Source organism: Kitasatospora sp. NPDC041917 (genome assembly GCF_055589745.1).
The window spans coordinates 127,392-150,329 of the sequence record NZ_JBVJBI010000013.1; the positions used below are offsets into that span (position 1 = coordinate 127,392).

Below are 22,938 nucleotides of genomic sequence, written 5' to 3' on the forward strand. Positions count from 1 at the left end.
TATGTGATCGAAAACGATCGTCGACCTGGTCGCCTGACCCAGAGTGATCAAAGGCATACGGCGAGGGATGCCCAAGGCGTCAATCCCGCCCCGGGGATTGCCTAGGCTTACGTCATGTCACGTGACGAGACCGCCGGCCTCCGCGCGGCCCAGCTCCGCCTCGGCCGCCTGCCCGGATACGTCCGCCGCCCGGACCCCGCCCGCCGCAGCGGCGAAAAGGGCCATACGTACAAGAAGGGCTGGGAGGTCCGCTTCACCGCCCGCAGTGAGGCCGAGATAGCAGAGATCCGCGACCTCGTGGTCGCCGCCGGGTTCGCCCCGGCCAGGCCCTTCTTCAAGGGCCATCAGCTCATCCAGCCCGTCTACGGCATGGCCGCCGTGCAGGCCTACCTGGCCGCTAGACAGGCTGCCGAGGAACACGCCGCCCGGGCCGCGCTCGGCCGCCGACGACGGGCCCCGGGGCAGCCCGCCGGGGAGCACGCCCCCGGAGCCGTCACGGGCGGCGGGCACACCCCGGGGACGCACGCCCCGGGGACGCACGGCTCCGGGGCGCTCTCCGCCGGTCCGCACGGCTCCGGGACGCACGGCTCCGGGACGCACGCCGCAGGCACCGCGCACCGGCGCGAGCGCGAGGAGGCCGCCGCCGGAGCAGCCGCGGCGGCTGAGGCCGCGGCCGCGGCGGTGGCACAGGCGGCCCGGCGGCGGGCCGTCGAAGCCTTCCCGACCCAGGTCGAGCGGGACACCGCCGTCGACCGGATCACCCCCACGGAGGCCCGTACGACCTCCTGACCGGCGGCCGCTCCGCCCGCCCTCCCGCCCCGGCCGGTCCCGTTCAGGCCGGTCCCGTTCAGGCCGCCGGGGCGCGGTCGATGTGCCCGGCCCACCGCATCGGCCGTCCACCGCATCCGCAGCGCGCCCACTCCGCGCACGCCGTCAACGCCACGCGCACGACCGTCACCGTGATGACGACCGTGTCCCCGTCCGTGGTGATCTCCGCGACGATCGTGAGTGCGGTTGTGCGGGTGGTTGTGCGGGCGCAGGTTCGCGCCCTGAGCGTGGACGCCAGCCTCCTCAGGCCCTACGGTGTCACATCAACTGCCTTGCAGCCACAGCCGTCCTACGCGCTCTGACCAGCTGCGACACGCTCGCACCTACGAGTCCCCCGCCACTGCGCAGTACTGCCCCGCCGGCCCTCGCCGGCCACCTTCCCGGCCGTCCCGCCGCCGCGCCGCACCCGGTCGCCACCGGAACCGGCCTGGCGGCGGCGGGTTCCGGGCATTCCATCGGATTGGTCACCCAGCGCACCGAGGGCCTACCGTAGAGTGAGCACAGATGATCGACCGTCAGAAATCCATCTCCCTTTCCGAGAAGCCGAGATGACCAACCGTCACGAGAGTTCCGCCGAGTCGCCCCCGGGGCCCGGCGAGCCGGCGGACGTACCACTGGAGTTCACCGCGTTCTGCGAACTCCACCGCCCCCGGTACCTCAGCTATGCGCGCGTGTGGCTCACCGAGCACGCCGCCGCGGCCATCGCCGTCCAGCAGGCCTTCGCGGAAATCGCGGTGCACTGGCGGGAGTTGATGGGCAGCTCCAACCCGACCGCGCACGCCTGGGAGATCCTGCGCGGCACCGTCGCCGAACACACCCGCCGGGTGACCGCCGACCCGGGCCGGCACCCGGCCGAGGACGACCTGGCGATCCTGCACTACGTCGTCGGCCTCGCCGCCCCCGAGATCGCCGACGTCATCGGCACCGACGCCGCCAGCGTGGCCGGACGGCTGCGCCGCACCATGCTGCGCGAGGCCTCCGGCTGGTGACCCCGCGCCCCCGCCGCCGCCCCCGGCCCGGCCTCAGACCCGTTCGCCCGTCACGTCGAACAGATGGTGCACCGGGTCGTGGATCAGGTACCGGGCGAACGACTCGACCGTGAACCGCGCCCCGTCGCTGCGGTTCCCGGTCCGCCCCCACTGCTCGCCGGCCACCCGCTCGAAGGCCCCTGCGAGCCTCTCCGCGGCCTCCGCCAGCTCCCCGGCCACCGCCTTCGGGTCCTGCTCCCCGTAGCGCTCGGCGACGGCCGTGTCGTCCTGGTCCCAGTTCGGGAACAGCGGGTCCTCCCGGTCCAGCATCAGGCCCAGCCGGACCTCGAACAGCCGGAAGACGTCCCGGACGTGGCACGCGTACTCCAGGTCCGACCACACCCCCGCGGCGGGCCTGCGGCGCAGTCCGTCCGCCTCCCCCGCCAGCACCGTCAGCCAGCCCTCCGCATTGGCCCGGACCATCCCGGCAACGTCCTCCCGGACCACCCGCGGAGTGTCCAACCCGCAGTCGGGACAGGGGCGTTCCAACACCCAGGTCCAGTCCTTGGTGTCCGGGACGATCCCGGTGTCGGTGCTGTCGGTGGCGGCGATCGACGTGCTCTCGGCCGGCGTGCTCTCAGAAGCGCTCATGGGCCCAGCATCTCCACCACCCGACAAGCCCCACCAGTGGCAATGACGCCAGCGATCGCCGAAATGCTGCCACCCCCGGCGCACCCACCGGCGCATTCCCCCATCACGCGCCCCCATCCCCGCGCGCACTCCAGCCCGGTGCGCACCCGCACCACCGGGATCAAAGACGTGGACGAACCGGAAACCGGCCCGCCATCCTGGACGCTATGACCGCCGACACCACCAACCTCGCCGCCCTCGCCGTGAAACCCACCCTGCACGGCCCCACCATCCGGCTCGTCCCCCTCGACGAACGGCACACCGACCCGATGTGGGAACTCTGCACCGACAAGACGACCAACCGGCTCACCGGCACCCGCACCGCCTTCACCCGCGACCGGATCCACCAATGGTGCGCCACCCGCCCCGACCAGCCCGACCGCCTCGACCTCGCCGTCGAGGACCCCACCACCGGCCGCTTCCTCGGCGAAACCGCCCTCACCGACGTCGACCCCGACAACTCCTCCGCCAGCTTCCGGATCGCCCTCACCCCGGACAGCACCGGACGCGGCATCGGCACCGAGACCACCCTCCTGGTCCTGCGCCACGCCTTCGAAACCATCCGCCTCAACCGCGTCCACCTCGAAGTCTTCGAGTACAACGAACGCGCCGCCCACGCCTACCGCAAATCCGGCTTCACCCTCGAAGGCCGCTCCCGCCAGGCCCACCACTGGGACAACCGCTACTGGGACGTCCTCCAGATGGCCGCCCTACGCGACGAATGGCTCGCCACTCACTGATACGACCCCCCACCAGCCGCCCCCCGCCGCCGCCGCGCCCGCACCACGAGCGCCACGACGCCACCGACCACCAACACCAAACCCCCGGCCGCCACCCCCACCACGACCCCCACCCCGCTCCCGCTGCTCCCGCGGTCCCCCTCGGGGACCATCGGCTCCACGGAGGGCTCGTCGGTCTCCTCAGTCACCGGAGGCGGGGTGCCCTTCGCTTCCATTCGCCCGATCAGGGGATTCTCCCGAGACCCGTTGTCCACGGCCGGATTCGCTTCCAGGGCCTTCGCCGGCGTGACGAGCCCGTAGCCGTACTGGTTGTTGGGCACTACCGCCCCGTTGGCGGGCGGAGAAGCCGACTTGATCATGCGGTTGATCACCTGTCCAGCGGACAGATTGGGGTACTTGGACCGAATGAGCGCAGCGGTGGCGGCGACATAGGCGGTGGAATCCGAGGTGCCGCTTCCGGTGACATACGCCATCGAAGACTTCGCAGCCGCGTGGTAGATCCCCACCCCGGGCGCTACGAGCGTCGTCTCAGGACCTGACGTCGACCGATCCCACACAGACCCGTTGGAATCCACTGCCCCGACCGCCACCACTCCGGGGAAGGCAGCCGGGTATCCGACCCCCAGGCTTGACCCGGTGTTGCCCGCGCCGGAAACCAGCACGACATCCTTTGAAACCGCGTAGTTGACGGCCTTTCTCAGCTGCGAGTCCCAACGGTAGGACCCGGAGAGGGAGATGTTGACGACCTTCGCGCCGTGGTCCGTCGCGAATCGAATCGCCGCTGCGAGTTCGTTCTGACCCGTGTCAGAACCTTGCGAAGAACCAGGATCCGGCGAAGGACTGGAGTTGTCGGCATCTGTTGTCACCCTCACCGGAAGGATCTTCGCCTTCGGGGCCAGCCCCATCACCCCTGCCTGATCGCCGTGCCCGTGTCCTGCGATCAGGCTCGCCATCCCCGTGCCGTGACCGTCACTGTCCACTCGACCGTCCGTATTACCGCCGGAGAAGTCGGCCCCGGAAAGCACCTGTCCGGTCAAGTCCTGGTGATCCTGGTTCACGCCGGTATCGATCACTCCGACAATCACGCCGTCGCCCTGACTTACCGGCCAGACCTTCGTCTCCGCTTCGAGGGATTTCAACGCCCACTGCTGGTCTCTGGCCTGGTCGGCCGATGCCACCGGCGTGGCCGAGCCCAGCATCAGTACCCCGGCAGCCAGAGCCGCCGCACCACGCGCCAACCGGCGGCTCGTCAAACCTGGTCACCCCACTCAGTGAGGCATCCCGCAGGCCGTCGACCTGCGGGATGCGATCAGATCACCCGTCCGTTCCCGGACCGGTTCATTTCACCACGTTCGGATTCCTGGGCTTTTCCAACGCCCAGGTCTCCTCATCCTCGACGAGATAGTCCGGCCGCTTGCCGTCCTTCCCCTGGTCCTTCTTACGTCCTTGTGCTCCGCTCATCGGGACACCGGGAGACATACCGTTCGCGCTTGCGACCCCCGACTCACCCCTGAGCCGGTTTCGCGCTCCAAGTCCGGATCCGCCTTCCGTGAAAGCCTGCTTGCCTTGTACTCCACCGGGCTTCGCCGTCTCCCCGACGACCCCACCAGGCCGTGCCAGAGGTTGCCCGGCCTGCTTTCCGCCAAGCGCTCCGCGGCCTCCGGTACCGATGCCCGGATGGACCTCGCCAGCACTGCCGCTAGCCCGCCCTCCACGCTGTCCGGGCCCCTCGACAGGCGTCACCCCGGCCGAGATCTCCCTACCTCCTGGGCCGGACTTTCCCTGACCCACGATCGGCCCGACCGGGGATATGGTCGTCGGGCCCGTGGACCGAGGGACGTCCGGCCCGCTGCCGGCCCCGAACGGCCCAGTGGCAGGGCCTCCGGTGTGCACGGGATCCAGCCCCGAGGTCTGGATCCCGGCAAGTGACGGACTCGGGACACTTCCGGTCGAAGGTGCAACCGGCTTGCCGTAGACACCCGCACCGGAGCCGGGGCCGGGAGGCACCGACGGCTTTGCCGGGGCTTGCGCCGTACCGCCCTTGATGCCCGAGTCGCTCGGAGCCGGCGCGCTCCTCGCGACGGATCCGGCGGTCATCGGCGGTTGGCCGGACTTGCGCTGGGCAGGCGGGACAGTCGTCGCCCGTGTCGACGCCCCCGCCGTTCCCATCGAGGTTCCTGACACCATTGCCGCCGCCATCGCCGCTGCCCCAGTCGGGTCGTCCGTCGAACCGGCGTCGGGGGTTTCAACCCTTCCCGGCCTCTTCGGGTCGTACGGCGGCGGGGGCTTCAGGGCCGGGGTGGCGATGCGGTAGTGCATGGCGAGGGTTTGCATGATGGCGGCCGCTTCGGCCTTCTTGCGGTCGGCGAGGGGGAGGTGTTCGTCGTCGTCGCCGAAGAGGGCGTCGCCGACGGTGTCCTTGACCTTGTCCCAGTTGCCGGGTTCCTCGGGCATGTCGCGCTTGGCCTTGGCCATGGCTTCGGAGGCGGTGTGGAGGATGTTGGCCGCGTCGTTGGCGTAGGCGGCGGCGTTGTTGATGCTGGCGGCCAGGGTGAGCATGCGGGTGTGGAAGGCGTCGCTGGTGGTGCCTTCCCAGGAGGTGGCGGCTTCGGTGCTGGCTTTGGTGAGGGTCTGGCGGATCTGTTTGAGGGTGTCGGCGGCCTTGCGCCAGGGGTCTCCGGCGGCCATCACCGCGCCGGGGTCGAGGGCCTGTGCCATGGTGCGGAGCTGGGCGTGGCTGTACTTGGTGAAGTCGGTGTAGACCACGGGCGGTCGGCCTCCGTTCGGTCCGGGCGGGCGGCGGTCAGACGGTGGCGTTGCCGCGGGTGGACGGGGTGAGGTTCTGCTGGGCCGCGGCCTGGCTGCCGGCGGAGGGGTGGGCGACGGACCAGCCGTCGTCGCCGAGTTTGAGTTTCGCGGCGGCGTGCTGGTCCTGCTCCTCGTAGTTGGTGGCGGTGAGGTCGGCCTTCTGCTGGGCCTCGTTCACGGCTTCCTGGAGCTGGTTGAGGACGTCGCGCAGCGCGTCCCGCATGGTGCCGTAGCGGCCGTGGATCTCGGTGGCTTCGGCGAAGGTGCCGAAGGCGTTCTTGCCGATGCCGCTGCGGCCGTGGGTGTCGCTGCCGTCGGCGTGTTTCTGGAAGTCGGCGAGCAGCAGCCGTACTTGGCCGGCGAAGGCGCGGAGTTGTTCGACTTCGATGCGGTAGCCCTGTCCGGCTCCGCCGGTCGATCCGGTTCCGGTGGTCCCTGATCCCATTTCGGCGCCTCCCCCGTGCGTCCGTCCCTGGCGGTCGGGGCCGGGCCCCGGTGTCTCATGTCTAACACACCGGGTCCGAATCCCGCCCGGGGCTTGGTCAGTTCGCGGTCGTCCCGGTCCGTTGGGCGTCGGTGAGGGCGCGTCGGCAGAGCGAGTCGGCGTGCCGGGTGGTTTCGGGGAGGCGGTAGTGGCGGGCGAGTTGGAGGGTGGTGCGGACGGCGGTGTCGAGGCCGGTGCGGTGGCCGACGGAGACGAAGACGGGTTTCACGCCTTCCCTGGTGCGGACGGCGCGGCCGACCTCCTCGCCGGTGGCGGGGTCGGTGAGCGGGGTCCAGGAGCCGCGGGGCGCGTCGGGTTCGTGGTGGTCGAAGGTGAAGGGGGTCTTGGCGACGCCGAGGGTGCGCAGTCCGGTGAGGACGCCGAGGTGGCTGGCGAGGCCGAGGCGGCGGGGGTGGGCGAGGCCGTAGCCGTCGCAGACGACGAGGTCGGGGGTGCGGGTGAGTGCGGCCAGTGCGTCGAGGACGGCGGGGAGTTCGCGGAAGGCGAGGAGTCCGGGGACGTACGGGAAGGCGATCCGGCCGACGGCGGTGGCCTGTTCGACGACGGCGAGGGTGTCGCGGTCGAGCAGGACGGCCGCGGCGGCGACGAGGTCGTGGTCGTCGTCGTAGGCGACGTCCACGCCGGCGACGAGCGCGTCGGGGGCCGGGTCGCCGGGGCCCTTGTCGTCGTGGGCCTGGACGAGCGGGCGCAGCCGCTCCTGTTCGGCGAGTGCCTCGGCCTCGGTGGTGGGCCAGTCGGCGGGGATGGGCATGGTCGGTTCCCCCGGGTGCGGTGGTGTGCGGCGGTGCGTGGTGTCGACGGGTTTCGCCTCACCGTACCGACCGGGCCGGACGACCCCGGGGTGAGCCCGTGCGCCCCCTGTGCCCCCGCGTTCGGGGGCTAGCCTGGACGTACCCGTCTCCCCGCGGGGTAGGACCACTGGAACCCGGCACCATTCCCGCCCGTTTCCCCCGACGTGCGAAGGACCTCCGCCATGCCGCGCCCCTCCGTCGCCCAGGTCTGCCTCGGCTCGTTCACCGTCGTCGCCACCACGGTGGTGCTGCTGGCCGTTTCGGGTGCTTCGGGCGTCCTGGCGGTCGCGGTGCTGGTGGGGTTCGCGCTGGTGCTCGGCACCGTGGTGACGGTGCTTTCGATGTCCGCCGCCGCCGCGCGGGCCGCCGCCGCGCGGGCCGCCGCCGCGCGGGCCGCCGCCGCGGGGGCCGCCGCCGCGGGGGCCGCGACCGTGGAGGACGCGACCGTGGAGGACGCGACCGTGGAGGACGCGACCGTGGAGGCGGGCGGCGCGGACCCGGCGCGGGCGCCCCGCCCCGCTGCGGCCGCCACCGGGCACGCGTACGCCCGGCAGCGCTGATCGGCCGCCGGGCGCCGGTGTGTCCTGCGCCGCCGCTCAGACCTCCGTGGTGACCACCACGGTCTTCGCGGCCTTGTCGTGCAGGCATTGGCGGTAGGGCTTGTCGAAAACGCCGAAGAACCCGTCGATGATCCACCAGAGCGCGGCACAACAGAGCACGGCCGGGAGGATGAAGACGGCTGCGCGGGTCCAGGCGGCGGCCGGGGTCGGCTTGTTCCCGTCGACGAGCATGGCGACGCGGACCTTCGTCGCCTTCTTGCCGAGGGTCTGGCCGTCCCGGCTGAGCATCAGGGCGTCGTAGACGAGGTAGATGGCGCAGCCGAGCCAGAACGCCTCGGTGGAGCCGTTGCGTGTGCCGAGGTCGACGAAGGGCCCCACGATGATCACGGCGACGGCCTGCACCAGGAGGTAGTCGATCAGCCGGGCGAGGATCCGTTTGGGCCAGGTGCCGATCGGCGGCATGCCGGGGACGGGGCCGGCGCCGGGGGTGCCGTACGCGCCGGGGCCGTAGCCGTGGCCGTACCCGGGCGGCGTCCGGTCGTACGGGGGTTGGCCGTACGGGCTCTGACCGGGGGTCGGCTCGCCGTACGGGCTTCCGCCGTAGGTGCCCTGGTAGGCGCCGGGGCCGCCGGACGGCTCGTGGGGCGGCTCGTTGGACGGCTCGGGGGACGGGGTCGGGCCCGACGGCTCGCCTTCCGGCGTGCCGCCGCCCGACTGCGGGGGCTGCTTGTCGAAGGAGGGCTTGCCGCCCCCCTCCGGCTGGGGGCCTGAGGGGTCGTGGGTGCTCATGACCCCGAGTAGAACATCACACATTCTCGATGTTTGGGACATTTTGTCCGTTTTGCACTGGGCCTACCGGCCCTCAGCCGCGCACCACCCGGGTGCGGGCCGCGCGGTCCTGCCACCCCCGCCGCGCCGTCCGGTCGAACACCGGCCAGACCAGGCCGAGCAGCAGCACCGTGCCGAGTTGCCGCACCGCCCACCGGAGGAGCGAGCGGCCGAGGCTCAGTCTGGTCCGGCCGGCCGGGGCGGCGGCGTTCACCACGCGGATCCGGGCCAGCCGCTTGCCGAAGGTCTGGCCGGTGCGGGCGACCGGCAGCACCTCGTAGAGCAGGCTGACGAACAGCAGGATGCCGATCAGGACGGCGATCTTGCCCAGCACCACGTCGTCCACCAGCCAGACCTGGATCTGACGCCGGCTGAGGGCGCTGGCCATCCGGGCCTGGTCGACCTTCTGCTGGAGGTGGTCGGTCACCGAGCGGCCGAGCGGAATCCCGGCGGCGACCGCGACCACCAGCAGCACGGCGGTGTCCACCGTCCGCGCCGCCAGGCGACGGCCGAGGCCGGCCGGCACGGCGACCCGGGCGGTACGGGCCGTCCGGGCGGTACGGGTGGCGCCGGCCGCCCGGGAGGACGCGGTGGCGGCGGGGGCGGCGGCGGACGGGCGGGGCTGGACGGCGGTCTCCCGAACCGTCCGTACGGCGGGCAGCGGGGCGGCGGAGGCCGCCATGGCCCCGGCGGTCGCGGCGACCGCAGCCACCGGCTTCGGGGCGACCGCAGCCGGGGCCGGGGCCGGGGCCGGAATCGCCTTCTCGCCGACCACCGGCACCGGGCCCGAGGCCAGGACGGCCGGTACCGGCGTCTCCCGCACGGTCACCGCCGCGGCGGGAGCGCCGGCCGCGGCCAGTTCGACGGCAGCCGGAGCGCGCTCGGGCTCCGCGCACCCCTCCTCCGCATCGAGCGCCTCCGGAAGCACCCCCCAGGAGACCCAACGCGGCGCGTCGCCCGCTTCCATCAGGCCCGGCTGCGCCCGGGGATCGGCCTGCCACCCGGACTCCCCGACCACGGGCGCCGGGGCCGGCCCCGAACCCAGGGCCGTGCCCATCCCCTGGACCGCCTCGGGCACCGCACCGACGGCCACCGGCTCCTCCAGGACCCCGGGCAGCCCGGCGCCGGCGAAGCCCGACGGCGCCACCGGCGAGACCCCCGGCGAAACGCCCGACGAAACGCCCGGCCCGTCGACCGTCCGGAACACCGGCCCGCCGATCACCTCCGCCACCCGCGGCCCGAGCACGAAGGACGCCCCGCCCGAGGTCTGGTCGAAGTACACCGGCCCGGTGTCACCCCCACCCGCGGGCGGCCCGACCCGGACCTCCGCCACCGCCCCCGGCACCACCGGCTCCGGGGCCATCCGCTCCGGGGCCATCCGCTCCGGGGCCACCGGCTCCGGCGCCGCTGCCACCTCCGGGAGCCCGGCCGGCTCCGGCACCACCGGCACCACCACCGGCGCTACCGGCGGCCGCACCGGCCGCACCGCCGCACCGCCCGGGGCGGACCGCCGCGTCGCGTACCGGGGCGGCTGCAGCACCTCGCCCCCGGCGGGCGCGGGCCGACTGGTGCCGGGCACCCAGGCCGAGCCGCCCCAGTACCGGACGAAGCCGGGGATGGAGGGGTCGGAGTAGTAGCCGGGCTCGGGTGCGACGGCCGGGTCGCCGTCGGCGGCGAAGGGGCGGTCCGTCATGGGGGTCTTCTTTCCTGGCAGGTCCTGACGAGGACGGCGCGGGCCGACCGGGCCCGACCACCGCAGACGCGTCCACGCGCGCGCACGGCCCGGCGCGCACCCTGCGCTCGGCGCGCGTGGGGGCGCCACCGATGGGCGGACAGTCGCCGGACAGTCACAAAGGGTAGTACCTCACCGAAGCCGTGACGGAAAGTTCGCGATTCCCCGGACAGCAGGGGGTAGCTCAAGGTAGGGAACCCAGCGCACGACGTTTGCTCGCGCGCCGTGCCACCCGCTGTTCACCACCCTCACCAAACTTCCCGAAGAAATCCCGGAAACGTGTGTAAGAGCCGGTGCGGACCGCCCTCTCAAAGGTCACAGGGGCCCGGAACCGGGCACCGCCCGAAGGCAGAGAGGAAGACGATCATGGAGCGTCCCGTCAGCGTCGTCGAGCACGAGCTGGAGCTCAACCTGGTGCTCTCGCCGGAGCACAGCGTCCCCGTCCCGGCCCGGCTGTCCTACGGCAGCCACGACCCGTACGCGGTGTACATCACCTTTCACCTGGACACCGGTTCGCCGGTGACCTGGGTGTTCGCCCGCGAGCTGCTGGTCGAGGGCACCTTCCGCCCGTGCGGCCAGGGTGACGTGCGGATCTGGCCGACCCGTTCGGGCCGGCGCAGCGTGCTCTGTCTGGCGCTGAGCTCGCCCGCCGGGGACGCGCTGCTGGAGGCCCCGCTGCCGGCCGTCGCGGCCTGGCTGGAGCGGGCGCACCGGCTGGTTCCGCCGGGCAGCGAGCTGGCCGCGCTGGACATGGACGGCTCGCTCGCCGAACTGCTCGCCTAGGCATGCGCCGCAGCGTGCACCGGCTCGTCCACCAGCACCAGCATCAGCACCCGCACCAGCAGCACCAGCACCAGCACCAGCACCCGCACCAGCACCCGGACGAACACCCCCAGGAACGCGACCACGCCCGCAAGGACCGGCGGCGGCAACGGGAGCGGGGAAGCGGGAGCGGCGCCCCCGCCGGCTCAGCGGGCCGCGGGGGCCTGCTGACGACCGCGGGCGGTGTCCGGCCCTCCGGCGTCCCGCTGTCCGGGCAGCCGGACCAGCGGCGCGCCGGCCGAACGCCGTCGGGCCCTTATCCGGACGGCGGCGGCGAGCAGGAAGCAGAGTCCGACCCACGGATAGACCGAGGTCGGCAGCTGGCGCCACGGTGACATGTCGAGGACGGCCAGGCCGACCGGCTTCGCGGCCCACATCGCGAAGGACAGGAACGCGACCAGCGTGGCCCAGAAGACGGCCCGCCAGCGCAGCCGGCGGACGCCGGCCGGGCGGGCGTGCTCGACCGAGGCCTCGGCGGCGAGCAGGACGAGCATCGGCACGCACCAGACCCAGTGGTGGGTCCAGCTGATCGGCGAGATCAGGACGGCGGTGACGGCCGCGCAGCAGACGCCCCAGGCCTCGGCCCGGGGCAGCCAGCGGCCGCTGCGCGCGGCCCAGGCGGAGACCGCGAGGCCCGCCAGCGCGATCAGGCCGGCCCCGAGGGTGGCGACGGTGCCGGGGTCGGCGCTGTGCAGCAGGCGGGCGAAGGCGCCGCGCATCGACTGGTTGTCGACGATCCAGGTCTTGCCGACCCGGGAGGAGTCGTAGAGGTACTTGGTCCAGAAGCCCCAGGTGGCGTCCGGCAGGACCAGGGCGCCGAGCAGGAAGGTGCCGAGGAAGGTGAGGCCCGCCACGAAGGCGGCCCGGATCCGACCGGTGATCAGCAGGTAGACCGCGAACAGGCCGGGGGTGAGCTTGATGCCGGCGGCGATGCCGATCGCCACGCCCTTGCTCCGCCGCCCGTCCGCACGGGTGAGGTCCCAGAGGATCAGGCAGGCCAGCGCGAGGTTGATCTGGCCGTAGCGGAGCGTGGTGAAGACCGGTTCGAGCCAGACTCCGAGGCCGGTCGCCAGGATCACGCCGATCGGCCGCAGCTCGCGGCGCGGCCAGCCGACCAGCTTGAAGGACAGGTGGGTCAGCAGGGCGAGCAGCCCGACGTTGCCGAGAGTGATCGCCACCCGGAGGACGGGCACCGGGAACCAGGTGGTCGGGACGAACAGCATCGCCGCGAACGGCGGGTACGTCGCGGGCAGGTTCCACTCGGTGACGCGCAGCGCGTACAGGTCGGTGCCGTTGGCCACGGCGGCGCCCTCGGCCCGGTAGACGATCATGTCCACCATCGAGGTGTGGACGAAGTGGCGGACCACCGCGTACACCAGCAGGGACAGCAGCGCCACGGCGGAGGCCGCCAGCAGCGGACGCCGGGGGGCCTCGCGCAGCGCCCGGACGGGGGCGCCGAGGGCCCGGCGCAGCCGGTCCGACAGGGGGGCGGGCGAGGGGTCGGGTGCGGTCCGCACCGGGCTGCGCTCGTCTTGCACCGCTGTCACTGTCCACTCCGTCCACGGCTCTGCCAACCAGCGACGATACCGGATGCCGTCCGAACGGAACCGGACACGATCAACTACTCAGCGTGACAAAGTGGCTCTGAGCGGCCGCACTCCGTCGCGGGCGGAGCACAAACGGCCGGAACCCGGACGGCCGGAACCGGGACGGTGGTCGCCCCCTCACCTCTGGAACAGGGCGCCCCGGCTCCGCCGCCGTCCACCCCGCGCGGGCTCCGCCTCCTGGGGCCCGGTGCGCAGCCGCAGCCGGGTCTCGGCGCCGCCGAGCACCGCGGAGCGGCCGAGCGCGACGTCCCCGCCGGTGGACTCGGCGAGCTTGCGGACGATGTCCAGGCCGAGGCCGGTGGAGCCCTCTCCGCCGTGCCCCTCGCCGCGCTTGAGGGCGGCGGCCGGGTCGCTGTACCCCGGTCCGGCGTCGCCGACCAGCACGATCACCGAGCAGTCGGTGGCGAGCACGTCCACCGAGAAGGCGGTGCCGACGGAGGTGTGCCGGAAGACGTTGCCGAGCAGCGCGTCGACGGCGGCCGCGAGGTCCCCGCGCTGGACGGGCACCGGCGCCGCCCGCTCGGCGCCGGCCAGCTGCCAGCGGCGTCCCTCGTCCTCGGCCAGCGCCGACCAGAAGGCGACCCGTTCCCGGATCACCTCGGCGGCGTCGCAGCCGACGGCGACGGCGGGCGCGTCCTCGGGGGCGCGGCGGGCCGAGCGGATGATCTGGTCGACCTCGCGCTCCAGCTGGGCGACCGCGTGCCGGGTGGCGTCGGCCGCGTCGCCCTCGCCGAGCGAGGCGGCGTTGAGCCGCAGCACGGTCAGCGGGGTGCGCAGCCGGTGCGACAGGTCGGCGGCCAGTTCCCGTTCTGCGGCGAGGAGTTGGACCACCCGGTCGGCCATGGTGTTGAACGCGTGGCCGGCCTCGCGCAGTTCCTCGGGGCTGCCCTCGACCTGCTTGCCCTCCACCGGGACCCGCACGGAGAGGTTCCCGGCGCCGAGCGAGCGGGCGGCGGCGGCGAGCTTGCGCGCGGAGGCGACGATGCGGCTGCCCATCCGGTCGGCGACCAGCACCGAGATGGCGACCAGGCCGAGTGCCACGGCGGAGAGCACCTGCCAGGCCGTGGCGACGCCCCGGGTGAGGTCGCTCTCGGCCACGAACACCTCGACCACCGCGGTCCGCCCGGTGTCCACCGCGACGGGCTGGAGCAGGGCGTACCCGCCGGGCACCTTCACGGTGAAGGAGCGGCCCTGCCCGCCGGCCGTCGCCACGTCGGCCGTGGTGGCGCGCCCCTCCCCCAGCATCGGGCCCCCGGGCTCGCCGGTCCCGGCGGCCACCGTCCCGGGGCCGCCTCCGCCCGGCCCGGCTCCGTCGCCCTCGACGGCGTGGACCGCGTCGCCGCCGCCTCCGCTCCCGCCGGCGGTTCCACTCCCGCCGACGGCTGCCGCGCCGCCGGCTCCACTTCCTCCGCCCGCTCCACTTCCCCCACCGGCCGCCGCGCCGCCGTGGAGCGCGCCGCCGCCACCCGCCCCGGCGGGCTGCCCGGCCGCCGGAAGGTGCACCGCCATCCGCCCCTGCCCGCCGGCGTCCGTACTGGCCAGCGCCCGGGTGATCGCCTCCTCGTCGGTGGTGATCGCCAGGGCCGGCCCGAGCGCCGCGGCCTGCCGCTCGGCGGCGGTGAAGGCCCGGTCCCGTGCGGTCTGCTGGACCATCAGTCCGAGCGGGATCAGGAAGGCCAGCGCGACCATGGTGGTCCCGGCGACGGCGGCCTTGATCAGGGCCCAGCGCAGCGAGCGCCCGAACCGCCTCATGTCCGGTGCTCCGCCACGCCCCCGACGGCTTCCAGCCGGACCCCGACGCCCCGGACGGTGTGCAGGTAGCGGGGGTTGGAGGCGGTCTCGCCGAGCTTGCGGCGCAGCCAGGAGAGGTGGACGTCGATGGTCTGGTCGCCGCCGTAGGTCTGCTGCCAGACCTCGGCGAGGATCTCCTTGCGGGGCACCACCACGCCGGGCCTGGCCGCCAGGAAGGCCAGCAGGTCGAACTCACGGCGGGTCAGGTCGAGCGGGCTCCCGTCCAGCGCGGCCTCCCGCCGCTGGAGGTCGATGGCCAGTCCGCCGACGCGCAGCAGCTGGGCGACGGGCGCCGCGCCGCTGCCGAAGCGGCGCAGCACGGCGGTCATCCGGGCACTGAGGTGCTCCCCGGAGAAAGGTTTCACCAAGTAGTCGTCGGCGCCGTCGTTGAGCAGCCGGATGATCTCGGCCTCGTCGTCCCGGGCGGTGGAGATGATCACCGGCACATTGGTCAGGCCCCGGATCATCTTGAGCGCCTCGCTGCCGTCCAGGTCGGGCAGTCCGAGGTCGAGGATCACCAGGTCGCAGCCGACCTGGGCGACCTCCCGCAGCGCCTCCAGAGCCGTGCCCACGCTGCGGACCGCGTGACCGGTGTCGGTCAGGTGGCGGATGAGGGCGGAGCGTACGAAGGGGTCGTCCTCGACCACGAGCACTGTTGCCATGGGCCTGCACGGTACGCCATCGCCGGTCAGTGGTCTGTACCTCGGGGGTGGGTCCGGACATTGTGCAACTGCCCTGCCGAATACCGGGGGTGCCGGTCTCCATCCGTTTGGAAATACGGCAGGATGTGCGGACGATGCGGAACGGACTGGTACAGCTCGGCGCCTGGGCGGCGGCCACCGGGGCGGCGGTGGCGCTGTCCTGGCTCGGCGTGCACGCGGTGCTGACCGGCGCCGCGTTCGAGCAGCCCACGGCGATCGCGCTGCCCTCCCCGAAGGCCGAGGGCACGCCGCACTCCGCGCCCGCCACGCCGGACCAGCCGCGCTCCACCCCACCGTCCACGGCCCCTTCCCCGGCGGCCTCCCCGACCACCACCGCCACTGCCGCCACCGCCCCGCACGGCCCGGCTCCCGCCACCACCACCGCGTCGCCCGGCCGCCGGCCCACCCCCAGCGCCGCCGCGACGTCCACGGTGAAGAGCTACCCGATCCCCGGCGGCAAGGTCGCGCTGGACCTGAAGCCGGACCGGGCCACCCTGGTGTCCGCCACCCCGGACCCGGGCTGGCAGATGCAGGTGTGGACCGACGGCCAGTGGCTGCGGGTCGACTTCACCCGCGGCGACGAGGCCAACTCGGTCTTCGCCTCCTGGAACGGCCACGCGCCGATCGTGGAGACGGTGGTCCGCTGACGCGCGGACCCCGACACCCCGACACCCCGTCAGGCGGCGGGCGACGGGCGACGGGCGACGGGCGACGGCACCGCCGGCCGTCGCGGCGCGAGCGGTCGGACAGCGGACGGTCGCACGGCGGGCGCCGTCAGAAGCCGTCGCACGGCACGTACCCCGGCAGGTACGGCCCCACGTATCCCGCCCGGTCCACCAGCGTGTGCCTGGTCCCGCCCGGCACGCCGATGGTGGCCAGCACCACCGCGCCGTAGTCGTCCCGCGCCTCGTAGGGCTCGGCCAGCGACAGCGCGCCCCGGTCCACCGCGTAGTCGTAGGCGTAGTAGACGTCCGGCACGCTCACCGTGAGGTCCAGCACCCCGTCCCCGTACCGGTCGAGGTACGCGGTCAGCTCCCGGCCGCGCGGGCCGGTGGTCCGCACCGGGGAGGTGAGCACGATCCGCGTCCCCGGCGCGGCGAGCACGTACGAGAGGGTCTCCGGGTCCCCGGTCCGCGGCCCGGCGTACGCGGTACAGCGCAGCCCGAGCGCGGCGCAGTAGCGGCGGGCCGCCCGCTCGGCGTCGGCGACCGCGAAGACCACCGCGTCGGCGCGGCCCATCGGCAGCGGCCCCTGCTCCGCGGGGTCCGGTTCGAGGCCGGCCCCGAACAGGACGGGTTCGGCGGCGGTGTCGGTCATGACTGCCCTCCCGGTAGGCGTACGGACCATCCTGGCCGTCCCGGGCACCGGGGGTGGGGCCCTGCGCACGGGGGTGTGGCTGGAGGGTGGCGCCGGTCCGACCTGCGCGCAACTGTTCCGTTTCCTCCTGGTCAAGCTGTGCCCCGGAACGGGAGAATCGGCCGCGCCGCTGTACAGAATGCCCACCACAGGACGGTGCCGTCGATGCCCCCCGCTCACGTCCCGAGCTCCCCCGGCTCGCCCAACTCCGCCGCTCCACAGGGATCTTCCTCCGCTCCGCAGGGGTCTTCCGCCGCCCCGCAAGGCCCGTCCGCCGCCCAGGCGGGCAGCACCAACGACGCCATCGACATCCTGGACGGCCGGCTGATCCGGCTGCTCGCCGAGGAGCCCCGGATCGGGGTGCTGGAGTGCTCGCGCCGGCTGCAGGTCGCCCGGGGCACCGTGCAGGCCCGGCTGGACCGGCTCCAGGCCAAGGGCGTGATCGGCGGTTTCGGCCCGGAGGTGGACCCGGCGGCGATCGGCTACCCGGTGACGGCCTTCGCCACCCTGGAGATCTCCCAGGGCCAGGGCGCGGACGTGCGGGCGCACCTGGCGAGCGTGCCGGAGGTGCTGGAGCTGCACACCATCACCGGGATCGGGGACATGCTGGTGCGGATCGTGGCCCGGTCCAACGCCGATCTGCAGCGGGTGATCGACCGGGTGCTGGGCTTCGACGGGATCGTCCGCTCGTCCACGGCGATCGTGCTGGAGAACCCGGTGCCGTACCGGATCCTGCCGCTGGTCGACCAGGCCGCCGCCGAGTAGGAGGATCGGATCGGTCCGACGCGCCGATTCGGGCATATGCGTGAGGCGCCGACGGCCGCAAGATTTCTATATGAACGTTCTACTACCTCTCGCGCCGCCCTCCGGTCCGCTGATACCCGCGGCAGCCGCGCCCCGCGCCGGGTCGGCCCCGGCATGACGAACGCGGTCGCGGCCGTCGGTACCGCCCCCACCCTCATCGCCTCCGCCCAGCGCGCCCTGCGCCTGCTGGAGGCGGCCGCCCGCTACCCCAAGGGCGCCACCGCCAAGCAGCTCGCCCGGGACACCGATCTCGCCCTGGGCACCGCCTACCACCTGCTGCGCACCCTGGTGCACGACCACTACCTGGAACGCCGCAGCGGGCTCTACCGGACCGGCCCCGCGGTCGCCGGGCTGATCCGGGACGACGGCCCGGCGACCGGCCGGGCCCGGCTCCGGACGCTGCTGGGCGTGCTCGCCGACGAACTGTCCGCCGCCGTCTACTTCACCTGGTACCGGCACGGCGAGGTGGAACTGGTCGAGGCCGCCGAGGCCCCCGGCGCGCCGCTGGTCGACCGGCACGACTTCCGGGCCGGCGCGCACGCCCACGCGGCCGGCAAGACCCTGCTGGCCCTGATGACGGCCGAGGAGCGCCGGGCCCACCTGGCCCGCTACCCGATGGTGCCGTTCACCCCGTACACCCTGCGGGACCCGGCCTGCCTGCCGCTGCTGCCGCGCCAGGGCCCGCGGCGGGCCGTCCCGATCACCCAGTTCCAGGAGTACGCGCTCGGCACGGCGGGTGCGGCGGTGCCGGTCGTCGCGGGCACCGGCATCGGCGCGATCTCGGTCTCCCTGCCGATGGCCCAGGCCCACCGGCTGGCCGGGATCGCCGCCCGGTTGAGCACCCGGGTGGGCGAGGACTTCGCCGAGATGGCCTTCGGGGTCTGACCCCGCCGACCGGGCCGGCCCCGCGCGGGAGGGGCGGCGCCCGGTCAGCAGGAGGGGACGCTGCCGCCGCTCCTCAGCGCCTGGAGGGCGGAGACCGACTCGGCGAGGGTGCCGACCGGCACCAGGCGCAGCGACGCCGGGGTGTTCACCTTGGCGTCCGCGCACTCGTCCTTGGGCAGCAGGAACACCGTCGCGCCGTCCCGGGCGGCCGCCTGCGTCTTCAGGGGGACGCCGCCGACCGGGCCGACGGTGCCGTCCTTGTCGATGGTGCCGGTGCCGGCGACGGTGAGCCCGCCGGTGAGGTCGCCGCCCTTGCCGTCGCCGGCCAGCTTGTCGACGATGCCCAGCGCCAGCATCTGGCCGGCGCTCGGCCCGCCGACCTCGCCCAGGTCGACCTTGACCTTCACCTGGTCCGGCGACAGGTGGAGGTAGCCCAGCGCGGCCGCGGTGGCGGCGTCCTGCGACTCGGCCATCTGCTGGGCGGTCGCCTCGTCGGCCTTCACCGGGTTGCTCTCCGGGTAGACCGTCTCGGACGGGCGCACCGCCTCCTTCGGGTCGAACCACGCCCGCAGCGAGCGCCAGAAGGTGTTCTTCTGCCCCGCGTTGGTCGCCGTGATGGTGACCATCCGCAGCTCGCCCTCGGTGGTGCGCAGCGGCGCCCCGGTGATGGTGAGCACCGGCTTGCCCTGGTACGAGCCCAGCGTGTCCGCGGTCAGGCCCGGCCAGGTGAGGGTGTACGGCAGCGGAACGAAGGCGGCCACGCCGAACAGCGCGGCGACCAGCACCCCGCACAGCGCGAGCGCGCGGGTCCGCGGGGTGGTGAGGGCCTTGGGGAGCTTGGTGTCGGACACAAGGGGAATCCAAACACACCCGACACCGTGTGCGGGCGCTACCTCAGGGCGTCGGCCACCTCGGTCGCCGCCTCCACCACCCGGGGGCCGACCCGCTCGGGCACCATGCCGTTCAGCATCACCACGCCGACGCTGCCCTCGATGCCGCTCAGCCCGACCAGTGCGGCGGCCGCCCCGCTCGCCCCGGACTGCTCCTCCGCACGGGTGATGACGAAGCCCTGCTCGGGCCGGCGCTGGCTGGGGAAGGTGCGCGCCTCCAGGATCGCCCGGCCGGCCGCGCTCTCGGTGAGCGGGTGGCGCAGGCCCGTCCGGTAGGCGACGTGGAAGTCGGTCCAGCTGGGCTCGACCACGGCGACGGCGAGCGCCTCGTTGCCGTCCACCAGGGTCAGGTGGGCGGTGGCGCCGAGGTCCTCGGCGAGGCTGCGCAGGGCCGGCAGCGCGGCCTCGCGCAGCAGCGGGTGCACCCGGTGCGCGAGGCGCAGCACGCCGAGGCCCACCCGGGCGCGCCCGCCGATGTCCCGGCGGACCAGGCCGTGCTGTTCCAGGGTGGCCAGCAGCCGGTAGACCACCGTCCGGTTGACGGCCAGCCGGGCGGCCAGCTCGGTCACGGTGAGCCCTCGCTCGGAGTCGGCGAGGAGCTTGAGGACCCGGACGCCGCGGTCCAGGGTCTGGGAGGTCTCGGCAGTCACGACGGGCAATCCTTTCCGCGGCGCTCGCGGGGCGGGCGGCGCCGTTCCAAGGTCGGTGTCGCGCGCAGGTGGGGGTGGCCGCGCTCGGGCCGCACGGCGTCGTCCTTGACGCGCACGGCCCCGCGACGCCGTCCCGCGGGGGTTGCCCGGCGGAAGAGCGTGGGGGAAAGGTAGTGAAGGAAATGACGCGACGGAAGTGGTTGTCCAAAATTCGGGCGTGATCAACTTCAACACCGGCTCGAATTCCGGACAAACCCCCGCGATTCGCCGGGTGCGTCGGGGTGCGGGAGCGCCCCCGGTCCGATGACCGGACGCGCCCCCGGTCCGACGGCCGGGCGCGCTCGCGGCTCCGCTACTTGGCCCACTCCCGGATCTTCACGATCCGCGCGTTGAGCTGGTTGACGGTGGCCTGCGCGGTGAGCGGCCCGCCGCACTGGCGGCGCAGCTCGTTGTGGATGGTGCCGTGCGGCTGGCTGGTGCGGTGGTGCCAGGCGGCGACCAGCGCGTTCAGCTCCTTGCGCAGCTCCCGCAGTTCCTGGTGGGTGACCACCGGCCGCTGCTCGGCCGGCAGCTCCAGCAGGTCGGCCTCCTCGGCGGGCTTGGTCTTGCTGCGCTGGATCTGCCGGTGCTGGCGCTTCTGGAGCAGCATCTGCACCTGGTCCGGCTCCAGCAGGCCCGGGATGCCGAGGTAGTCCTCCTCCTCCTCGCTCCCCGGGTGGGCCTGCATGCCGAACTCCATGGCGTTGTACAGCACCCGGTCGAAGACCGCGTCGGAGCCCAGCGCCTCGTAGGAGAACTCCTCGCCGCCCGCGCCGTCCGGCCCGTCGTTGGCCCGTTCGGCCTCGGCGAGCAGCCGGTCCTCCTCGTCGAAGAGGCCCTCGCCCTCCTTCTTCGGCCGGTCCAGCACGTGGTCGCGCTGGAGCTCCATCTCGTTGGCGAAGCCCAGCAGCAGCGGGATGGTCGGCAGGAACACGGAGGCGGTCTCGCCGCGCTTGCGGGCGCGCACGAAGCGGCCGACGGCCTGGGCGAAGAACAGCGGGGTGGAGATCGAGGTCGCGTACACCCCGACGCTGAGCCGGGGCACGTCGACGCCCTCGGACACCATGCGGACGGCGACCATCCAGCGCGAGGTCCCCTCCGCGAAGTCGGAGATCCGCTTGGACGCCTCGGCCTCGTCCGAGAGCACCAGGGTGACCTTCTCCCCGCTGATCTCGCGCAGCATCTTGGCGTAGGCCCGGGCCACGTTCTGGTCGGTGGCGATGACCAGCCCGCCGGCGTCCGGGATCGCCTTGCGGACCTCGGTGAGGCGCCGGTCGGCGGCCTGGAGCACGGCCGGGATCCACTCGCCCTGCGGGGACAGCGCGGTGCGCCAGGCCTGGGCGATCAGGTCCTTGGTCATCGGCTCGCCGAGCCGGGCCTCCAGCTCGTCGCCGGACTTGGTGCGCCAGCGCATGTTGCCGCTGTAGCTGAGGAAGATGACCGGGCGGACGACGTGGTCGGCCAGCGCGTGCCCGTAGCCGTAGGTGTAGTCGGCGACGGACTTGCGGATGCCGTCGCCGCCCGCCTCGTACGCCACGAACGGGATCGGGTTGGTGTCGGAGCGGAACGGCGTACCGGTCAGCGCCAGTCGGCGGGTGGCCGGCTCGAAGGCCTCGAAGCAGGCCTCGCCCCAGGACTTGGAGTCACCGGCGTGGTGGATCTCGTCCATGATCACGAGGGTCTTGCGGGCCTCGGTCCGGTTGCGGTGCAGCATCGGGTTGACCCCGACGCCCGCGTAGGTGACCACGATGCCGTGGTACTCCCGGGACAGCGGCCCGGAGGAGTACGCCGGGTCCAGCTTGATGCCTATCCGCGCGGCGGCCTCGGCCCACTGCTTCTTCAGGTGCTCGGTCGGCGCGACGACGGTCACCTGCTGCACCAGGTGGTTGTGCAGCAGGTACGAGGCCAGGGTGAGCGCGAAGGTGGTCTTGCCTGCGCCCGGGGTGGCGACCGCGAGGAAGTCGCGCGGCTGCGTCTCGATGTACTTGTCCAGCGCGCCCTGCTGCCAGGCCCGCAGCTTGCCCGCGGTGCCCCACGGGGCGCGGCCGGGGAAGGCCGGGGAGAGGTGGTGCGAACCGGCGGGCGCACCATGGCCGGCGGATCGGGCGGGCGCCTGCGACTCCGGTGCGTCGGAGAACAGCGGCATCGAGGAGGCGGCGGCAGTACTCACGGTCTCCGAGGGGGGATCATCGCAGGTCAGAGGCGGTTTAGCGGCCTCGCCCCGCGGTCGGGCGGCGATCGGGCAACCCGCCCAGCGTACCGGGTCCGGCGCCGTTCGGACCTCCGGGCGAGGCGCCGCGCCCGGCCCGCGCGGCCGGAAATCGATGTGACCCGGATCACATCCGATATCTCGTGAAACCCGGTAATCGCCACCCGTCCCGGGACTCTCACCAGGGTGAGGCCGCACCGACCCCACCTGCCGCACCGCGGCCTCGCACCGAACCGAAGGGACCCACCCGTGCGCACCGTCGAAGAGCCCGTCCAGGCCCGTCTGATCCTCTCCCCCCACCGCTCGGTCCGGCTGCGGGTGGTGCTCTCCTACCTGCCGGAGGACCCGCTGGCCGTCCGGATGGCCTTCCCCGCCGAGTTCTCGCTGGACGAGCCCGCCGAACGCCGGGGCTCCGAGGACATCGTCTGGATCTTCGCGCGCCAGCTGCTCTCGGCCGGCATCGAGCTTCCGGCCGGCGCCGGCGACGTCCACGTCCGGCCCGCGGTCGGCCGGCGCACCATGGTCGAGCTGCGGGCCCCCGAGGGCACCGCGCTGCTCCAGTTCGACACGACCGACCTGCGCCGCTTCCTGTGGCGCAGCCGGCTGCTCGTCCCCGAGGGCGAGGAGCACCTGCACCTGGACGCCGACCGCGCGCTCGCCCAGCTGCTCGGCTGACGGGCGGCGGCGTCCGGAAGCGCCCCCGCGCTTCCGGCCACCCGCGTCCGTCGGCGGCA

Annotated in this window: 24 protein-coding genes; 9 read left to right on the forward strand and 15 right to left on the reverse strand. The window is 73.6% G+C overall.

Translation table 11 applies throughout. The annotated features are described in order from the left end of the window. The first annotated feature begins 114 nt into the window (after positions 1-114). Together ACZ6EM_RS18420 and ACZ6EM_RS18425 are read left to right on the forward strand one after the other, a co-directional pair. Positions 115-789, forward strand: coding sequence for a hypothetical protein (locus ACZ6EM_RS18420; protein WP_465772766.1), 675 nt, complete (start codon positions 115-117; stop codon positions 787-789). Positions 790-1,376: 587 nt separating this feature from the next. After that, positions 1,377-1,817, forward strand: a complete 441-nt coding sequence (locus ACZ6EM_RS18425; protein ID WP_401048709.1) for a hypothetical protein — start codon at positions 1,377-1,379, stop codon at positions 1,815-1,817. Positions 1,818-1,850: 33 nt separating this feature from the next. Here ACZ6EM_RS18425 and ACZ6EM_RS18430 read toward each other — a convergent pair whose 3' ends face one another. Continuing rightward, the gene (locus ACZ6EM_RS18430; protein ID WP_465772767.1) at positions 1,851-2,447 is read right to left on the reverse strand and encodes a DinB family protein; all 597 of its coding nucleotides are present in this window, start codon (positions 2,445-2,447) and stop codon (positions 1,851-1,853) included. 206 nt (positions 2,448-2,653) lie between these two features. On the opposite strand from ACZ6EM_RS18430, the gene ACZ6EM_RS18435 reads away from it, so the two are divergent. Continuing rightward, on the forward strand, positions 2,654-3,226 hold the full coding sequence (locus tag ACZ6EM_RS18435; RefSeq protein ID WP_465772768.1) for a GNAT family N-acetyltransferase: 573 nt from the start codon (positions 2,654-2,656) through the stop codon (positions 3,224-3,226). Here ACZ6EM_RS18435 and mycP read toward each other — a convergent pair. The 4 genes from mycP to ACZ6EM_RS18455 all read right to left on the reverse strand — a co-directional run bounded on the left by mycP (position 3,220) and on the right by ACZ6EM_RS18455 (position 7,290). Next, positions 3,220-4,479 (reverse strand): type VII secretion-associated serine protease mycosin, encoded by a 1,260-nt coding sequence (gene mycP, locus ACZ6EM_RS18440; protein WP_465772769.1) that lies wholly within the window; start codon positions 4,477-4,479, stop codon positions 3,220-3,222. The genes ACZ6EM_RS18435 and mycP overlap by 7 nt on opposite strands. Before the next feature lie 85 nt (positions 4,480-4,564). Beyond that, positions 4,565-5,992, reverse strand: a complete 1,428-nt coding sequence (locus ACZ6EM_RS18445; RefSeq protein WP_465772770.1) for a WXG100 family type VII secretion target — start codon at positions 5,990-5,992, stop codon at positions 4,565-4,567. Between the two features lie 37 nt (positions 5,993-6,029). Beyond that, positions 6,030-6,479, reverse strand: a complete 450-nt coding sequence (locus tag ACZ6EM_RS18450; RefSeq protein ID WP_380545597.1) for a hypothetical protein — start codon at positions 6,477-6,479, stop codon at positions 6,030-6,032. 97 nt (positions 6,480-6,576) lie between these two features. After that, positions 6,577-7,290 (reverse strand): endonuclease V, encoded by a 714-nt coding sequence (locus ACZ6EM_RS18455; protein ID WP_401048717.1) that lies wholly within the window; start codon positions 7,288-7,290, stop codon positions 6,577-6,579. A 222-nt stretch (positions 7,291-7,512) separates the two neighbouring features. Here ACZ6EM_RS18455 and ACZ6EM_RS18460 point away from each other — a divergent pair, with 222 nt between their 5' ends. Then, a complete protein-coding gene (locus ACZ6EM_RS18460; protein ID WP_465772771.1) occupies positions 7,513-7,890 on the forward strand; it encodes a hypothetical protein in 378 nt (125 codons plus the stop codon). A gap of 36 nt (positions 7,891-7,926) precedes the next feature. Here the strand turns inward: ACZ6EM_RS18460 and ACZ6EM_RS18465 are convergent, their stop codons facing one another. Next, positions 7,927-8,679 (reverse strand): RDD family protein, encoded by a 753-nt coding sequence (locus ACZ6EM_RS18465; RefSeq protein WP_452178229.1) that lies wholly within the window; start codon positions 8,677-8,679, stop codon positions 7,927-7,929. Between the two features lie 73 nt (positions 8,680-8,752). Further along, on the reverse strand, positions 8,753-10,411 hold the full coding sequence (locus ACZ6EM_RS18470; protein WP_465772772.1) for an RDD family protein: 1,659 nt from the start codon (positions 10,409-10,411) through the stop codon (positions 8,753-8,755). A gap of 405 nt (positions 10,412-10,816) precedes the next feature. On the opposite strand from ACZ6EM_RS18470, the gene ACZ6EM_RS18475 reads away from it, so the two are divergent. Further along, entirely contained in the window at positions 10,817-11,233 is a 417-nt protein-coding gene (locus ACZ6EM_RS18475) for an SsgA family sporulation/cell division regulator (protein WP_097237712.1), read from the forward strand. Here ACZ6EM_RS18475 and ACZ6EM_RS18480 read toward each other — a convergent pair. The 4 genes from ACZ6EM_RS18480 to ACZ6EM_RS18495 form a co-directional block, all read right to left on the reverse strand. Then, on the reverse strand, positions 11,230-11,358 hold the full coding sequence (locus ACZ6EM_RS18480) for a hypothetical protein (RefSeq protein WP_465772773.1): 129 nt from the start codon (positions 11,356-11,358) through the stop codon (positions 11,230-11,232). The genes ACZ6EM_RS18475 and ACZ6EM_RS18480 overlap by 4 nt on opposite strands. A 60-nt stretch (positions 11,359-11,418) precedes the next feature. Further along, the gene (locus tag ACZ6EM_RS18485; protein WP_452178232.1) at positions 11,419-12,819 is read right to left on the reverse strand and encodes a glycosyltransferase 87 family protein; all 1,401 of its coding nucleotides are present in this window, start codon (positions 12,817-12,819) and stop codon (positions 11,419-11,421) included. A 177-nt stretch (positions 12,820-12,996) separates the two neighbouring features. After that, positions 12,997-14,568 (reverse strand): sensor histidine kinase, encoded by a 1,572-nt coding sequence (locus ACZ6EM_RS18490; protein ID WP_465772796.1) that lies wholly within the window; start codon positions 14,566-14,568, stop codon positions 12,997-12,999. 59 nt (positions 14,569-14,627) lie between these two features. Beyond that, positions 14,628-15,332: a response regulator transcription factor gene (locus tag ACZ6EM_RS18495; protein WP_465772774.1), complete on the reverse strand. Its 705-nt coding sequence runs from the start codon at positions 15,330-15,332 to the stop codon at positions 14,628-14,630. Between the two features lie 134 nt (positions 15,333-15,466). On the opposite strand from ACZ6EM_RS18495, the gene ACZ6EM_RS18500 reads away from it, so the two are divergent. Continuing rightward, positions 15,467-16,018: a hypothetical protein gene (locus ACZ6EM_RS18500; RefSeq protein ID WP_452178234.1), complete on the forward strand. Its 552-nt coding sequence runs from the start codon at positions 15,467-15,469 to the stop codon at positions 16,016-16,018. Between the two features lie 127 nt (positions 16,019-16,145). On the opposite strand, the gene ACZ6EM_RS18505 is transcribed toward ACZ6EM_RS18500, so the two are convergent. Then, positions 16,146-16,688 (reverse strand): VOC family protein, encoded by a 543-nt coding sequence (locus tag ACZ6EM_RS18505; protein ID WP_401055117.1) that lies wholly within the window; start codon positions 16,686-16,688, stop codon positions 16,146-16,148. Between the two features lie 342 nt (positions 16,689-17,030). Between ACZ6EM_RS18505 and ACZ6EM_RS18510 the strand changes: the two genes are divergently transcribed. Both ACZ6EM_RS18510 and ACZ6EM_RS18515 read left to right on the forward strand, forming a co-directional pair. Beyond that, entirely contained in the window at positions 17,031-17,492 is a 462-nt protein-coding gene (locus ACZ6EM_RS18510) for an Lrp/AsnC family transcriptional regulator (RefSeq protein ID WP_401055998.1), read from the forward strand. Positions 17,493-17,645: 153 nt separating this feature from the next. After that, positions 17,646-18,416, forward strand: coding sequence for a helix-turn-helix domain-containing protein (locus tag ACZ6EM_RS18515; protein WP_359904201.1), 771 nt, complete (start codon positions 17,646-17,648; stop codon positions 18,414-18,416). A 44-nt stretch (positions 18,417-18,460) separates the two neighbouring features. Here the strand turns inward: ACZ6EM_RS18515 and ACZ6EM_RS18520 are convergent, their stop codons facing one another. The 3 genes from ACZ6EM_RS18520 to ACZ6EM_RS18530 all read right to left on the reverse strand — a co-directional run bounded on the left by ACZ6EM_RS18520 (position 18,461) and on the right by ACZ6EM_RS18530 (position 22,141). Further along, positions 18,461-19,267: a S16 family serine protease gene (locus ACZ6EM_RS18520; RefSeq protein WP_465772775.1), complete on the reverse strand. Its 807-nt coding sequence runs from the start codon at positions 19,265-19,267 to the stop codon at positions 18,461-18,463. Positions 19,268-19,305: 38 nt separating this feature from the next. Then, on the reverse strand, positions 19,306-19,956 hold the full coding sequence (locus tag ACZ6EM_RS18525; RefSeq protein WP_049654777.1) for an IclR family transcriptional regulator: 651 nt from the start codon (positions 19,954-19,956) through the stop codon (positions 19,306-19,308). A gap of 352 nt (positions 19,957-20,308) precedes the next feature. Then, positions 20,309-22,141: a DEAD/DEAH box helicase gene (locus ACZ6EM_RS18530; protein ID WP_465772797.1), complete on the reverse strand. Its 1,833-nt coding sequence runs from the start codon at positions 22,139-22,141 to the stop codon at positions 20,309-20,311. A gap of 312 nt (positions 22,142-22,453) precedes the next feature. On the opposite strand from ACZ6EM_RS18530, the gene ACZ6EM_RS18535 reads away from it, so the two are divergent. Then, entirely contained in the window at positions 22,454-22,879 is a 426-nt protein-coding gene (locus ACZ6EM_RS18535; RefSeq protein ID WP_401053472.1) for an SsgA family sporulation/cell division regulator, read from the forward strand. The last annotated feature ends 59 nt before the right edge of the window (positions 22,880-22,938 follow it).